The sequence below is a fragment of the Arcticibacter eurypsychrophilus genome, from assembly GCF_001730525.1.
Taxonomy (GTDB): Bacteria; Bacteroidota; Bacteroidia; order Sphingobacteriales; family Sphingobacteriaceae; genus Arcticibacter; species Arcticibacter eurypsychrophilus.
This window is the reverse complement of record NZ_MDFN01000010.1, coordinates 12,230-27,424: the sequence shown is the minus strand read 5'-3', so window position 1 is coordinate 27,424 and position 15,195 is coordinate 12,230. Positions and strand designations below refer to the sequence as shown.

Annotated in this window: 12 protein-coding genes; 8 read left to right on the top strand and 4 right to left on the bottom strand. The window is 38.4% G+C overall.

Annotation, left to right across the window (positions count from 1 at the left end; translation table 11 throughout):
* Positions 1-19 precede the first annotated feature (19 nt).
* Both BFL47_RS06930 and recR read right to left on the bottom strand, forming a co-directional pair.
* Positions 20-835: an SDR family oxidoreductase gene (locus BFL47_RS06930; RefSeq protein WP_069659079.1), complete on the bottom strand. Its 816-nt coding sequence runs from the start codon at positions 833-835 to the stop codon at positions 20-22.
* A gap of 163 nt (positions 836-998) precedes the next feature.
* A complete protein-coding gene (recR, locus tag BFL47_RS06925) occupies positions 999-1,604 on the bottom strand; it encodes a recombination mediator RecR (protein ID WP_069659078.1) in 606 nt (201 codons plus the stop codon).
* Positions 1,605-1,676: 72 nt separating this feature from the next.
* Here recR and BFL47_RS06920 point away from each other — a divergent pair, with 72 nt between their 5' ends.
* The 4 genes from BFL47_RS06920 to BFL47_RS06905 all read left to right on the top strand — a co-directional run bounded on the left by BFL47_RS06920 (position 1,677) and on the right by BFL47_RS06905 (position 6,897).
* A complete protein-coding gene (locus tag BFL47_RS06920; protein ID WP_069659077.1) occupies positions 1,677-2,381 on the top strand; it encodes an LOG family protein in 705 nt (234 codons plus the stop codon).
* A 209-nt stretch (positions 2,382-2,590) separates the two neighbouring features.
* On the top strand, positions 2,591-2,929 hold the full coding sequence (locus tag BFL47_RS06915) for an RNA recognition motif domain-containing protein (RefSeq protein WP_069659076.1): 339 nt from the start codon (positions 2,591-2,593) through the stop codon (positions 2,927-2,929).
* Between the two features lie 99 nt (positions 2,930-3,028).
* The gene (locus BFL47_RS06910; protein WP_069659075.1) at positions 3,029-4,402 is read left to right on the top strand and encodes an exonuclease domain-containing protein; all 1,374 of its coding nucleotides are present in this window, start codon (positions 3,029-3,031) and stop codon (positions 4,400-4,402) included.
* Positions 4,403-4,410: 8 nt separating this feature from the next.
* Positions 4,411-6,897 carry a hybrid sensor histidine kinase/response regulator gene (locus BFL47_RS06905; RefSeq protein ID WP_069659074.1) on the top strand — a complete coding sequence of 829 codons (2,487 nt, stop codon included), beginning with the start codon at positions 4,411-4,413 and terminating at the stop codon, positions 6,895-6,897.
* Here the strand turns inward: BFL47_RS06905 and BFL47_RS06900 are convergent.
* Entirely contained in the window at positions 6,885-8,213 is a 1,329-nt protein-coding gene (locus BFL47_RS06900; protein ID WP_069659073.1) for a sigma-54-dependent transcriptional regulator, read from the bottom strand. The genes BFL47_RS06905 and BFL47_RS06900 overlap by 13 nt on opposite strands.
* A gap of 128 nt (positions 8,214-8,341) precedes the next feature.
* On the bottom strand, positions 8,342-8,800 hold the full coding sequence (locus BFL47_RS06895) for a ferritin-like domain-containing protein (RefSeq protein ID WP_069659072.1): 459 nt from the start codon (positions 8,798-8,800) through the stop codon (positions 8,342-8,344).
* 127 nt (positions 8,801-8,927) lie between these two features.
* Here BFL47_RS06895 and BFL47_RS06890 point away from each other — a divergent pair, with 127 nt between their 5' ends.
* From BFL47_RS06890 to BFL47_RS06875, 4 genes are read left to right on the top strand one after another with little or no spacing between them, the layout of a single operon-like run.
* On the top strand, positions 8,928-12,413 hold the full coding sequence (locus tag BFL47_RS06890; protein ID WP_069659071.1) for a response regulator: 3,486 nt from the start codon (positions 8,928-8,930) through the stop codon (positions 12,411-12,413).
* Positions 12,413-13,246 carry a CheR family methyltransferase gene (locus tag BFL47_RS06885; RefSeq protein WP_069659070.1) on the top strand — a complete coding sequence of 278 codons (834 nt, stop codon included), beginning with the start codon at positions 12,413-12,415 and terminating at the stop codon, positions 13,244-13,246. The genes BFL47_RS06890 and BFL47_RS06885 overlap by 1 nt, the downstream gene beginning before the upstream one ends.
* Positions 13,239-13,535 (top strand): chemotaxis protein CheB, encoded by a 297-nt coding sequence (locus BFL47_RS06880; RefSeq protein WP_069659069.1) that lies wholly within the window; start codon positions 13,239-13,241, stop codon positions 13,533-13,535. Before BFL47_RS06885 ends, BFL47_RS06880 begins: the two co-directional genes overlap by 8 nt.
* A gap of 2 nt (positions 13,536-13,537) precedes the next feature.
* A complete protein-coding gene (locus BFL47_RS06875; protein WP_069659068.1) occupies positions 13,538-15,139 on the top strand; it encodes a response regulator in 1,602 nt (533 codons plus the stop codon).
* Positions 15,140-15,195: the final 56 nt, after the last annotated feature.

Here is a 15,195-nt window from a genome sequence, read left to right as displayed (position 1 = left end):
AAAATTAACCAATCAACCCTTACTTAATTAAGGCATCCTTCTCTCTGGTAAACAGCTCATATACCTTTTTATCTACCCAGGCAGGAATCAGTTTATTCAATAATACAGCCAGTTTACCCTGACGGGTTAAAATTAAAGTCCGTTTTTTATTGATAACCGCCTGTACAATATGTCTTGCCACTTCATCAGATGACATCATCTTTTCCTCATCCATACTCGTTTCTCCCTGTTGGCGGCCATCTTTTGCCAGTGCTGTGTTCCTGATATTCGATGCTGTAAAACCTGGCGCAGCAATCATTACGTGCAGACCTGTTTTTAAGTTCTCCACCCTTAGTGCTTCCAGAAAGCCATTCATGGCAAACTTCGAAGCCGAATATCCTGTTCGGCCGGGGAGTCCCCTATAGCCGGCAATGGAAGATATGCCCACTACTGAGCCCCGGGCTTTTAGCAATTCAGGCATGGCATATTTGGTGCAATATACCGTTCCCCAGAAATTAACGTCCATCAGGTTTCTGATCACGACCAGGTCCAGGTCTTTAAACAATGCCCGCATACTAATTCCTGCGTTGTTAATCAGTATGTCAATACTTCCGAAGGTGATCAAACCTTGTTGGATTAGCTGTTTGCAGTCCTCTTCCCGAGATACGTCACATTGTACAGCGATGGCGTTTACTGCATATTTTTTTTCAATCTCCTGGGCAATTTCGCAAAGTGTGACATACTGCCGGGCGCCTAACACGAGGTTGGCTCCTTGTCGTGCGAATTCTTCCGCACATGATTTGCCTATTCCGGATGAAGCTCCGGTTATAATGACCGTTTTGTTTTTAAGACTCAAAGCAAGATTCTTTAAATTTATATTCCAAAGGTGTTAAATTATTGTTTTACAGGTGGTAAATTGATATTCTAAAGGTGTTGAACTCATGTTCCATATATTTTAAATTCAGACTCCTAAAATTAAAAATTGATATTCCAGAAGATTAAACTTAACAGCCGAATGGTTAAACCCCATAAGGGACGCGTGTGGCAATGGAACGGGCCAGGGTAATCTCATCAGCATACTCTATTTCTCCGCCAAAGGCTATTCCACGAGCAATGGTACTGATTTTACATGGGAAATCTTTTAGCTTTTTATAGATATAAAAGATCGTGGTATCGCCCTCCATGGTCGCACTCAAGGCAAGGATTACTTCCTGTACCGGGGATGTCCGCGCCCGTTCCACCAATGGTTCAATATTTAGCTCCGATGGACCTACTCCATCCATAGGAGAAATTAATCCTCCTAAAACATGGTAGACTCCAAAATACTGGTTTGTGTTTTCAATAGCCATCACATCACGGGTATCTTCCACAATACAAATCAGGGTTTTATCTCTTTTAGGAGAAGTGCATATTTCGCATACCTCCGCATCGGAAATATTACCACAGATTTTGCAGAAGCGAATTTCTTTCTTTAAGCGGATGATGGATTCACTGAAACGACCGACATCTTCGGATGGCTGACTGAGCAGATGCAGAACGAGTCGTAATGCAGTTTTTTGACCTATACCGGGAAGCTTAGAAAATTCATTAACCGCATTTTCCAGTAGACGTGATGAAAAATTCATTTTGCAAAGTTAATGATGGTTATGAATTAATAAGAATGGATGTATATTTAGACTTTAATATTATATTCTAATATGATTAGCGACGATAAGATTAGAAGTGCATTCGAGAATAAGAACTGGCAGGATATCAAAGTGACTGATTCCTGGCAGATATTTAAAATCATGGCTGAGTTTGTAGATGGCTTTGATAAACTGGCAAAAATAGGTCCATGTGTTTCTGTGTTTGGATCGGCAAGGACCTCGCAGGATAGTAAATATTATAAATTAGCAGAAACGATAGGACGTTTGCTCACCGAAAGGGGATACGGCGTGATTTCCGGGGGTGGACCTGGAATTATGGAAGCGGCAAATAAAGGCGCTTATGAAGCAGGGGGGAAGTCCGTTGGATTGAATATTGATCTGCCTTTTGAACAGTTTCATAATAAGTATATCGACCGGGACAAACTGCTGGAGTTTGATTATTTCTTTGTCCGCAAGGTGATGTTCATGAAGTATTCGCAAGGATACATTGTTCTGCCGGGAGGCTTTGGTACTATGGATGAGCTGTTTGAAGCGATTACTTTAATTCAGACCGGAAAGATAGCCCGGTTTCCAATTGTGTTGGTAGGCAAGGATTATTGGGAGCCCCTGATGAGTTGGTTTGAAAATCACATGCTGGAAGCAAAAAATATTAGTTCCGACGATTTAAATTTGTACAGATTGGTGGATACAGCAGAAGAAGCAGCTGAGCATATATTCAAATTTTATGAAAAATATGTATTGAAACCTAATTTTTAGTCTATTTTTCTCACTTTAACGTATTAATCTGCTAATAGTTACCTTTTTGTGAAATAAATGGACAAATTTAAAAAAAAAATTCGTTTAATTAAAATTCTCCCTATATTGTAACACGAAAACAAGTAAAAATAGAAGAGCATTAAATTAACAAAACCCCTTATACTAATTAACAAATTACCTACTCCAGTTAACTCAAATACTAAATTACGATGAAAATTTTTGTGGCAAGCCTACCCTTCAAACTTGAAGAAAGTGATATCAAGGAAACATTTGAAGAATATGGTGAAGTATCTTCTGTAAAACTTGTCCTGGACAAAGAAACGGGAAGAAAGAAAGGCTTTGGATTTGTGGAAATGCCTGATGACGAACAGGCAAAGAAAGCAATTTTAGATTTAAATGGACTTGAGATTTTTGGCAGAGCAATTGCCGTTACCCAGGCGGAAGAAAAACCGAATGGTGGACGTAAAGGTGGCTTTGGCGGAGGTGATCGCGGTTCATACAATAAAGGTGGATACCAGAAAGGCGGTCGCGATTCAGGATCTTACTAAGTTACATAATAAAGATGCATCTTTTACTTTCTAGTAAGAGCTGCATCCTTATTGTATTTTCTTGTAGCTAAATATGTTAGTATTTAGTAAGTTTGTACTATGTATGCTATTGTCGATATCGAAACTACAGGTGGCCATGCTTCTTCAAATGGTATTACCGATATTGCGATTCTCATTCATGACGGAAGCTCTATAACCAAAAGGTTTCACTCACTTGTAAATCCAGGTACTTCTATCCCTTATTTTATTCAATCTTTAACCGGTATTAATGATGAAATGGTTAAGGATGCTCCTTCTTTTAATGAAATAGCAGGAGAAGTTTTTAGTTTGATCAGTTCAACTGTTTTTGTGGCGCATAACGTCAACTTCGATTATTCCTTTTTAAAACATCATTTAGCTGCATCCGGGTACGAACTGAATTGTAAAAAGCTGTGTACCATTCGCCTGGGAAGAAGGATATTTCCTGGTCTTCCTTCATACAGTCTGGGAAAACTATGCCACAGTTTAAATATTCCAAATACAGACCGTCATCGTGCTTCAGGAGATGCAGAAGCTACTGCAGTGCTATTTTCTATGTTGTTAAAAAATGACCTCAATGGTCACGTAGAGCAGTTTATTAATAAAAAAACGAGCGAGCAGCAGCTTCCTCCTCATCTGCAAAAATCAGACATTGATCAATTACCAAAACATCCTGGTGTTTATTATTTTCATGATAATCGAGGAAAAGTGATCTATGTAGGTAAAGCGATCAATATCAAAAAGAGGGTGTGTTCTCATTTTACAGGTAATAATGCAGGGAAACAGCGTCAGGAGTTTTTAAAAAATGTATGCTTCATCAGTCATAGAACCTGCGGAACAGAGCTTATGGCCTTCATCCTGGAAGCTGTTGAAATAAAACGGTTATGGCCTGCAAATAACCGCTCCATGAAACGGTTTGAAGCCGCTTATGGCTTATATACCTATGAGGATCAAAAAGGTTATCTGCGCTTGGTCATTGATAAAAAGCGAAAAAATTCATCCCCGCTTCATAGTTTTAATACTATTTCTGAAGGTTATAGTCTGCTTCATAACCTTATCAAAAAGTTCGAGTTATGCCCGCGCCTCTGTTTTGTTCAAAAAACAGGTAAGGTGTGTGAGATACATTCTTCCGATACGGGATGCCATGGTGCTTGTTGTGGAAAAGAGGATGCTGGATTTTATAATATCAGGGTAAATCATGCAGTTTCAGATTTAAAAACAATACTGCCTTCTTTTTTGCTTATAGGTAAAGGACGCACGGATGAAGAAAAAAGTATTATCATGATGGAGCAGGGAAACCTACACGGAATGGGATATGTTTCCAACAAAATGGACTTCTCAAATCTTGCTACTATAAAACCATATTTGGAGTTATACCCCTCCAATGATTATATTAGGAATATCATCATGAACCATGCTTCAAAATATCCTGAGCGTGTGTCTGCTGGATTTTAAACAAATACATGAGCTATTTAAGGAAAAGTTCCTTTACAAATTCATTAAAGGGAAAGGTAATTATTGCTTTTTCAATCGGATTTATTGCCTTTATTTTAGCCTGGACGGTTAGTAAAGTTGCCTTCAAGAAAATGCTTACGACAGTTGTGACTATAGCTGCTCCTGATAAAAAATTGCTTATTGTCAATCAGTTATTCCGCGATATCACCAAACTGGATCAATTTCAGCGCAGCCAGAATATGCAGAAGACCCCTGTATCTTACAAGTCCTTTATCAGGGAATCTGATTCGATCCGCTGGAAGATGAATATATTAAAAAAACTTTATCGTCATCAAAAATTTCAGATCGGACAGGTAGATAAGATGCAGGACCTCCTGAAGAAACGGGATAGCTTATTTCTAAGTTATCTGCGCGTTCGGGAAGGGTTGATTAATGACCGTGTTTTTTCGAGTCAGATCAATTCGCTTACCGGTTTGATCAACCGGAGTTCATCTGAGATGGACAGTACGATTGTGAAAACGGAACAAACACAATCCACCACCACTACACCTTCAGAGAAAGTAGTGAGGGACCGTGGTTTTTTCAATCGATTGTTTGGAAAAAAGAAAGGGAATACCGTTTCTCCTGAAATAAAGAAAGAAATTAATATTACGATTGATACTGTAGCCCGTGCTAACACCGATAGTGTGATTCAGGAGATGGAAGATGCGGTTAAGGGTTTAGCAATCAGGCAAAAGCAAAGAAGTAATCGGTTTATTAATCAGGAAATAGAGCTTGCTAATGCTGGAAATATTCTGATTAATCAGATTCTTGACGTGCTTCAGCAAGTAGAGAAGGACGTGTTGAAACAGGTTGAAGTGAATACGAGTAAAGCGAGAGGAGTGGTGAATCATAGTGCAGACCGGATCCAGCTGATTATGCTGACATTCATGTTTATTACTGCGTTTCTTGCTTACTTAATATTAACGGATATCAGTAGAAGTAATACGTATCGGGAAGAACTGGAAGCCGCCAGAGATGAAGCGGAGTATCATGGACAAGCAAAACAACGGTTTTTATCCAGCATGAGTCATGAGATCCGAACGCCACTTCAATCTATCATTGGTTATGCAGAACAACTGAAGGACCAGGAAAAGATTGATAAGAAAAACGTGGATGCAATATATGGTTCATCGATCCATTTATTGCATATTGTGAATGAGGTGCTGGACTATAGCCGCATTGTATCCGGTAAATTTAAGTTTACCAGGAGTTTGTTTGATGTTTCGGGAGTTATGGAAGAAGTTGTGACCATAATGACCCCACAGGCAGAGAAGAAATCTCTTGGTTTAAGGTTCAATAATCTGATTACAGGCTCCTCTTTATTAATAGGAGACCCATTTAGGCTGAAGCAGATTTTATTCAATTTGATTGGTAATGCGATTAAGTTCACGGAATCAGGAGAGATCATCGTGAATGTAAAAAGCCGTATTATCAAGAGGAAATCGTACCTGACTATTGAAGTGATTGATTCGGGAGCTGGGATCTCGGAAGAAGATCTTCTCCGCATATTCGCTGAATTCGAACAAGCCGGCAACAATGCTTTTAGCAATGAAAACGGTACGGGTTTAGGTTTAAGTATAGTAAAGGCACTAGTGGAAGGGCAGGGTGGACGCATAGAGGTTCAAAGTAAACCGGCAATAGGGACCTGTTTTACCCTTCATCTGAAGTATACGGTGCCAAGGGAAAATATGAAGATCATAAAAGCTTTACCAGAAAGCACGGAGGGGTTTCCGGGGCTGGTTTGGTTAGTTGATGATGATGCTTTTATTCTTCAGCTGTGCTGTACTTTATTGGATAAACATGGCATTCGATATAAGTCTTTTAATCTGCCATCGCTAATGCTGGCGGAATCTGTACCTGATGATCTGGAGATGATCATGATGGATATCAGGATGCCTGAAATGACTGGGTTGGAGCTTTGCCGCCGTATGAGGGAAATATTGCCGGCTGCTGTAAAGATAATTGCTTTAACGGCACAGGCGCTTCCTGAAGAACGTGTTTCAATCCTCAATCAAGGATTTGACGCGTTATTAATGAAGCCGTTCAAAGAAAGTGATCTGGTAGATGTATTGTATAGCCAGCCTGTTGCGAAAGTAGATGTGTCGTTAGTGATTCCGCATGAAGGGCTGGATTTGACGGCGATTGGGAAAATGGCAATGGGTGATGAATCTGTCGTAAAGAAGATTTTGGAGCGCTTTTGTGATGATTCGCGTGATGACGTAAAAGAATTAAAAGCGAGTGTGGAGAGCAAAGAAAATGAAACGGTTGCTTTGTTGTTGCATCGTATTGCAGGGCGCACGGCTCAGGTAGGTGCAAAAGATCTGGGAAGAAAATTTAGAGAGGAGGAACTTCTTCTTTATGCACACCCTGTAGTAGAAGATGCACAGAAAGAAAGAATAAATGGATTGATTGATGAGCTGGAACAGTTAACGACAGAAGTTTATTCAATCTGATATTTTTCCATTTTATTATAAAGCGTTGTGCGGTCTATGTTTAATAATTTTGCCGCCTGAGTTTTATTGTACTTTACTTTGCGAAGTGTTTCCTGTATGAGTTCTCTTTCGTTTGCTTCATTGAGTGCTTTAAGGTCAGTGCCTGTTGGTTTGGGAGCCTGGTGAAGAGAGTCAATCATTTCATCGGGTAATGATTCAATTCCAGCTTCTTCGCCCCGGGTTAGTAATACCATGCGCCTGATTACATTTTTTAATTCCCTTAAATTTCCAGGCCAGTCATACTGTTCAAAAACATGGGTCACTTCAGGCGATAAGTTCTTTACATTCCTGTCCAGTTCGGCATTAGCTAGCGTAATAAAATGATAAAGAAATACTTTAAAATCGCCATTACGACTTCTTAAAGCGGGAACATGGATTTTAAATTCATTTAAGCGGTGATAGAGGTCTTCGCGGAACTCCCCTTTGGCTACACTGTTCAACAGGTCATCGTTAGTCGCTGCAACAATTCGCACATCTATTTTAATCTGCTTGTTACTTCCTAATGGTTGTATAACACGTTCTTGAATGGCCCTTAATAACTGGACCTGAACTTCATAGCTAAGATTGCCTACTTCGTCCAGAAAAAGGGTTCCGCCGTCAGCGACCTCAAATTGTCCTTTTTTATCAGATAACGCACCTGTAAAAGCACCTTTAACATGACCAAATAATTCACTGGAAGCGAGGTCTTTCGATATGGAGCCGCAATCTATCGCTACAAAAGGACGTTGAGCGCGTTTACTGGATTTATGAATGGAATTAGCTACATATTCTTTCCCTGTTCCACTTTCACCCTGAATAATGATAGACATATCAGTAGGGCCGACCAGTTCAATGTAGTTATGTAGTTTTTTTGATTCCGTGCTTTCCCCCTCAATAAATGTAGAAGGTTCATTTTGTTTGATTTCAGGAGCTAGTTGTTTCCTGTTTAAGGCATCATTGAGGATCATCTCAAGTTCATCCGGGTTTACAGGTTTAGTGATAAAGTCATGTGCTCCTAATCTTATCGCTCTTACAGCTGTCCTTACATCATGAAAGCTGGTCATGATAATAGAAGGGATATTGGGATTATTATTTCGTGCAGCAGCCATTACTTCAAGACCATTACCATCAGGAAGGCGATAATCAAGCAACAGTAGATCGTATTTGTTTTGTTCCAGAGATTTTAAGCTGGCTTTTAACGTATGTGTTACATGAACCTTATGGCCTTTTTTTTGAAGGAAATTGTCTAATATAAGTGAAAAAGTGGTATCATCTTCCACCAATAATATATTCGCCATAGTGAGAGCTTTATGATAAGCTATTTACAAAAATAGGTAATTGGTTAGATATTTGTACTTTTCATTGGTTTGAACGATAAAAAAACGGGTGCCACATAGACAACCCGCTCGTAAAACTTGTTGAAAGATCAATTTGCATATTGATCTTTCAGTATTTGAATATTTTTAAGGCAATCCGCTATGCCTGTACGCTGATCAGCTAATGCAGTCGCAATTTCGGCATCGAGACCTAAATCTGTTAACCCTTTGTCGTATGCTTCCAGGGCGGACTTTTCGCCGGTGACGCAAGCCTCTAGAATTGCCGCATCATCGTTTTTAGTAAAAGTTGTTTTGATATCCATCCATACCCGGTGAAGGGTTCCAATAGATCCACCTGTTTCATTGTCAGGATTGCCTCCAAGTTGATGAATAGCCTTTTTAAGTTGCATTTCAAACTCAGCACGCTGAATGGAATACATGGAAAAAAGAGTTTTAAGTTCTGTGGAATCGACGTCCTCTGCTGCAGTTTTATATCCCTGTTTTCCATCATTACATATGGAGAGTAAATGCATTAAATTGTCAATTGATTTTTCATTAAAATTTCCCATTATTGAGTTTTGTGATGTGTAATAGATTTAGTTCTAGTAGCACAACAGCATGAGGATTAAAGAGTTTTATAATATGAAGGAGAAATGTTATTTAATGCTACCTTTATTAATATATTCAATGCATTAAATGTTCAAAAAATTTTCCTTCCAAAATCAGGTTCTTGCTGGTTTCATTTTAACATTTCTCATCGTTTTTATAGTAGGAATTGTTTCTTATTACAGCATCAAGGATCAAGTTAATGATGCCAGTTGGGTAGATCATACTAAACAAATTGTATTATTAAATAATGAAATTGAACTGCACCTAATTACAGCAGAAGCTGACCAGCGTGGGTACATGATCACGGGCTTCAAATATTATCTGGATGATTATAAGAAAGAAGTCTTGCTGATCAGTCCAGGCTTTCTGAAGCTGAGAGCACTTGTAGCTGATAATGAAAAACAAATCAGGAATATTGATTCACTGAATTATTATACCTCCTTGAAAGTTGAGATGATGGGTAATTTCATTCAGGAATATACTGAAGGTAAGGATTTTAAAGATCCTTCCATGCTGCTGAAGTATAAAAAAGCTGTTCTTTACCGGGATTATATCAGATCATATAATAGGAGTATCTATGATATGGAACGCAAATTATTGTCCATTCGGGAGAGAAAAAGTGAATTTGGAACTAGCAGGACCATATCTATTATATTAGGAGGCTGTTTTCTCCTCTCTTGCCTTTTGATAGTCCTCTTTATTTATATCAAAAGGACATTTAGAAGACAGAAAGTTACAGAAGGAGCTATTCGTGACGTCAATGTTCAGTTAAATAAGCTTGCTAATGAAAATGAGAGGAAGAATTGGTTTCTAACAGGAGCGAAAAAGGTGGAGGTCGTGATGCGGGGGGAGCAAAACTTGAAAGAGTTGTCGGAGAATATAATTGGATCTTTAGCGGAATATGTGAAGGCTCAGATTGGTGCCTTTTACTTGTTTGAAGGTAATAAATTAAAAATTTCTGGAGCTTATGCCTACCCTGATGAAGAAAGTACAAAAAGGACGTTTGGGCCTGGAGAGGGTTTGGTTGGACAGGTAGCGGTTGATAAAAAGCAAATACTAATTCAGGAAATACCCGATTATTACATTAAGCTGAGCTCTGGATTTGGTGATATTAAATTAAACTCACTTTTAGTTCATCCTGTATTTTTTGAGGATAAACTGATTGGTGTGATTGAATTGGGTTTTGTTAAAGAAATAACGGTAACGAAGCTTGAATTTATTACGCAAAAGATAGATGGAATAGGGGCTTCGCTGAATTCTGCTGATGTAAGGGCTAAGCTTGAAAAATTGGTTAATCAAACCCAGCAACAGGCTGAAACATTAGCGGCTCAGCACGAAGAATTGAGCGCGACTAATGAAGAACTTCGCCAAAAGACACATCAGTTACAGGCTTCGGAAGAAGAATTAACGGTTCAACAAGAGGAATTACGACAATCGAATTCAGAACTGGAAGAAAAAGCAGAAATGCTGGAAGAGCGTAATCTTGCTGTGGAGGAGGCTCGTAAGGCAATAGGGGTTAAAGCAAAAGAACTGGAACAATCTAGTAAATATAAGTCGGAATTTTTGGCTAACATGAGTCATGAACTTCGAACTCCTTTAAATAGTATCCTGATCCTGGCGAAAATTCTCAAAGATGATAAGTTTAAAACACTGAACATGGATCAGATCAAATATGCAGGTGTAATACATAATGCTGGGAGTGATTTGCTTAATTTGATCAATGATATTCTGGATTTATCTAAAATAGAATCCGGAAAGATGGATATTGAATTGGAAGATATTGATTTAAATACCATTGTCTCAGATCTGCAGCAATTGTTTGATGAAGTTGCACAGAATAAAAAGATTAGTTTCAGCATTCAGATTGAAAAAGGAACGCCTAAAAGTATTTATACGGACAAACAGCGGATTGAGCAGATTGTGAAGAACCTATTGTCTAATGCTTTTAAGTTTACACCTGAAAATGGAAGTGTTGGGGTTAGCGTTGGGTTGGCGGAAAAAAGAGTGGTGTTTATAAAAGATCAATTAAAAGAGTATAATGGAAAGATTCTGTCCATCCGGGTTAAAGACTCTGGTATTGGAATCAGTAAGGATAAACAACAACTGATTTTTGAAGCATTTCAGCAAGCAGATGGTTCTACCAGTAGAAAATACGGCGGTACAGGGTTAGGATTGTCTATATGCAGGGAATTATGTAATCTATTGGGTGGCGAAATTCAAATCGAAAGTGAGTATAATTTAGGAAGTTCCTTTACGCTTTATTTGCCAGTAGAAGAGGTTTCTAACGATTATACCACAACGGCTTTAGAGGTAATAACGGAAATTCAGCCCATTAGTATTGCTTCTTCTCCTGTAAAAAAGAAAAATTTCAGTGATGACAAGTTGCATACTTTGCTCATTATTGAAGATGATGTGGTATTTGCTGATATCTTAAAGGAATATGCTATTGATAGGGGATTTAGTCCTATTCTAGCCTTTCAAGGCGATACTGGATTTCAAATGGCGCTTGAACATAAACCGGATGCCATTGTGCTGGACATCATGCTTCCGATTTTAGATGGCTGGGCTGTTCTTAAAAAATTAAAGGCTGATCCATTAACGCGTGATATTCCGGTACATTTGATGTCGGCCCGTGATGAAACGAATTCAAAAGCAAAGAAGGAGGGGGCCGTTGGTTTCCTTAAAAAACCAGTTGAAAAGGGCCAGCTCGATCATGCCTTTGATATTCTGATTGATAATAGCGGGAAGGAAAAAACAAAAAGAGTGCTCTTGATAGAGGACAATGAAATACAAAGTGATGCGCTTGTTGCTCAATTCAAGTCGAAAAATATAAAAGTAAAACAAGCTTTTAATGGGAAAGAAGCGTTGGCTATTTTAGAAGAGGATAGTGACTTTGACTGTCTTATTTTGGATATGAAGCTTCCTGATATCTCAGGTGTTGATCTTTTGGAAAGAATAAAGTCGGATGAAAGGTTGTTGGATATTCCTGTTGTGATCAATACAGCAATGGAATTGGATAAAGACATCCTGGCAGATGTAATTAAGCATACGAATGCGATGGTGCTTAAGAGTAATAAATCCAATGACAGGTTGCTTGATGAAGTAAATTTGTTTATGAATAAGATTAAATCAGGAAGTAACAATGTAAAAGTAGCTTCATCGGGACATTCGGTTAAAAATAATTCCACGTTGGAAAAGGCGATGCAAAATAAGACTGTGTTGCTTGTGGATGATGACATGCGAAATATCTATGCCCTGTCATCTGCTTTACATGAGTATGAGGTGAAGGTGGAGATTGCCAATAACGGAATAGAGGCTTTAAAGAAGCTGGATGAATTTCCTGAACTAAATATTGTTCTGATGGATATTATGATGCCTGAAATGGATGGTTATGAGGCCATGCGCGAGATTAGAAAACAAAAGCGGTTCAATAAACTTCCTATTATTGCTTTAACGGCTAAAGCGATGAAGAATGATCGGGAGAAATGTCTGGAAGCAGGGGCTAACGATTATATATCGAAGCCGGTTGACATGGATAAATTATTGTCCATGATGCGGGTCTGGTTAAGCTGATGATGTCAAAAGATGTAACTGAGCAAATTTCCTATCCGGAATTGGAGGAATTGATTCAATGGGTAAATTGGATCCATGGTTTCGATTTCAGCGGATATTCGAGAGCATCATTGAAAAGAAGGGTGACAAGAATGCTGCATTTTTATCACTTGTCTTTATATGATCTGAAGGCATTACTTGTAAATGATCATGATTTCTTTGAAGAATTTATAGTGCAAATTACCGTTAATGTTACGGAGATGTTTAGGGATCCTCTTTTTTATGAAGCTTTAAGGGAAAAAGTTGTTCCTTATCTGGCTTCCTATCAAAGAGTTAAAGTTTGGAATGCAGGGTGTTCCACCGGAGAAGAGCTTTATTCCTTTGCTATATTGTTAAAGTTGGAGGGGTTTTTAGATAGGTCCTTTTTGTATGGGACCGATATTAATCCCCAGGTTTTGGAGCAGGCAAAAAAAGCAATATATAATCTCTCCGACATGAAAAGTTATTCGGAAAATTATCATAGTGTTGGTTTTCCAGGTTCATTGGCCGACTTTTATGTTGCTCAGTATGATGCTGCAGCTATTTCTAATGAGCTAAAAAAAAATACGCTATTTTCAGTGCATAATTTAGTTTCAGATGCGGTATTTAATGAATTTCAGGTTATTTCCTGTAGAAATGTACTGATTTATTTTAATTTGGAGTTGCAAGCCCGCGTAATTAAACTGTTCTATGATAGTTTATGTCCTTTTGGATTCCTTTGTCTGGGGTCTAAGGAAACGTTACGAGGCGCGGAGATCAGGGATAGATTTAGGGTGATTGACAGAATAGGAAATATATATCAAAAAATTGAGTAGCTGTAGAGAAAGTAAAATCAGAAAAGCAAGAGTGGCAAAAGTTTTGCTTCAGGGATGTTCTGCAGGGAGCTTTAATCTGGTATTTGAACTAGTCAAAAAAAAGTCTTTGAATTTTCCTTTATCTGTTGTTGTTGTGATTCACAGAAGTAGAAAATACTCTTCTTTTATAGAAGAGATATTGGATAGAAACTCAGATTTAAAAGTTGCGCTGGCTGATGTGTTGGTGTTGACTAATGAAGGGATCTTGCTTTTATTGACAGTATTAAGTAAAAAATTATTTTTAAGGTAAAAATGGAAGTGCTTAAGATTTTAATCGTTGATGATAAACCGGAGAATATTGTCGCTCTGGAGGCTCTTTTGGATCGTGACGATATTGAATTAGTGACTACAACCTCGCCAAACGAGGCTTTGCGGTTATGTTGGGAGCAGGATATTTCCATTGCTCTTGTAGATGTTCAAATGCCTCAAATGGATGGTTTTGAGCTGGTAGAGATCTTAAAAGGTAATCCCAGGACACGTGAAATACTGGTTATCTTCGTTACTGCCATTTCAATGGAGACGAAGTATGCGGTAAAAGGTTACTCAACCGGAGCTATTGATTATCTGTACAAACCCCTCGATCCGTATGTGACATCGGCAAAAGTGGATTCATTTATTCAATTGGCATGTTCTCAACGCGAGGTTAAAAGAAAGAACGCAGAGCTGCTTCAGTACCAAAAGGAGTTGATTATAGCTAAAGAGCAGGCGGAACAAGGCAAGCGTATCAAGGAAAATTTTTTGGCTAGTATGAGTCACGAGATAAGGACTCCTGTAAATGGTATTCAGGGTTTAATTCATTTACTGCAGTATACGAATCTGGATGAAGAGCAGATAAAATTGCTGGATCTTCTTAAAATTTCCTCAGGCGCCTTGTTAGGTATCATCAATGATATTTTAGATATATCAAAAATTGAAGCAGGGAAATTTAAGATTGTCCGCGCGGAGAGTAATATCATTAATCAGGCTCATGCAATCATTGGCTTACTCCAATATAAAGCGGTAGAAAAGGGGATAGAATTAAAGGTTGATATTGAAAAAGCAGTGCCTGCAATGATCATTGTCGATTCGTTGCGGATTAATCAGATTTTAATGAACCTGATTGGTAATGCTGTTAAATTTACGGACAAGGGATCGGTTACGCTCTTTGTTAAACTGATAGCAACAAAGGGGAATCAGGCTCAGATTCGATTTGTGGTACAGGATACCGGTATCGGAATTGAAAGCGATAAACTGGATACTATATTTGATAGTTTTGAACAGGCGGATGATAATACACAGCAGCTTTACGGTGGAACTGGTTTGGGTTTATCAATTGCAAAAAGGCTGGCTGAATTAAAGGGAGGGGAAATTACTGTTTTTTCGGAGTTTGGTAAAGGTGCGAGTTTTGTATTTACAAATTGGTATCAGGTTGTTTCTGATCCAGAGATTAATGCTTCAGTAGATCTTTCTGAATTGCCCTTTCTGGAGGGCTTGGAAGTATTGGTTGCAGAGGATAACCTGGTAAATCAGTTTATGATCAAGAAGGTCTTAGAACGCTGGAAAATAGAAGTGGAGATGGTTGAGAATGGGGCGTTGGTATTGGAACGATTAAAAACCAAAACATACGATTTGCTCCTGATTGATTCAAACATGCCGGTAATGGGCGGGTTTGAGGCTATTCGGAAAATTCGTGCGGATATAAGTGCATCTATCAGCACGATCCCTATTATTTCCTTATCGGCAGCTGTTCTTGATGAAGAACAACAACGTGCTTTAGATGCTGGAGCGAATGATATTATCACTAAACCATTTGACCTTAGTGTCTTACATCATAAGATTAAAAAATGGACGCGTAAGGTGTTAAAAAAAGATTAAATTTATTTTAAATAGTACTTGTTTTATTGAAAATAAAAGCTAGTTTTGCATTCCAA

Coding starts and splice junctions, on each gene's coding strand:
- recR (WP_069659078.1), bottom strand. CDS start 1,604: ATGAATTTTTCATCACGTCTACTGGAAAATGCGGTTAATGAATTTTCT.
- BFL47_RS06920 (WP_069659077.1), top strand. CDS start 1,677: ATGATTAGCGACGATAAGATTAGAAGTGCATTCGAGAATAAGAACTGG.
- BFL47_RS06915 (WP_069659076.1), top strand. CDS start 2,591: ATGAAAATTTTTGTGGCAAGCCTACCCTTCAAACTTGAAGAAAGTGAT.
- BFL47_RS06910 (WP_069659075.1), top strand. CDS start 3,029: ATGTATGCTATTGTCGATATCGAAACTACAGGTGGCCATGCTTCTTCA.
- BFL47_RS06905 (WP_069659074.1), top strand. CDS start 4,411: ATGAGCTATTTAAGGAAAAGTTCCTTTACAAATTCATTAAAGGGAAAG.
- BFL47_RS06900 (WP_069659073.1), bottom strand. CDS start 8,213: ATGGCGAATATATTATTGGTGGAAGATGATACCACTTTTTCACTTATA.
- BFL47_RS06895 (WP_069659072.1), bottom strand. CDS start 8,800: ATGGGAAATTTTAATGAAAAATCAATTGACAATTTAATGCATTTACTC.
- BFL47_RS06890 (WP_069659071.1), top strand. CDS start 8,928: ATGTTCAAAAAATTTTCCTTCCAAAATCAGGTTCTTGCTGGTTTCATT.
- BFL47_RS06885 (WP_069659070.1), top strand. CDS start 12,413: ATGATGTCAAAAGATGTAACTGAGCAAATTTCCTATCCGGAATTGGAG.
- BFL47_RS06875 (WP_069659068.1), top strand. CDS start 13,538: ATGGAAGTGCTTAAGATTTTAATCGTTGATGATAAACCGGAGAATATT.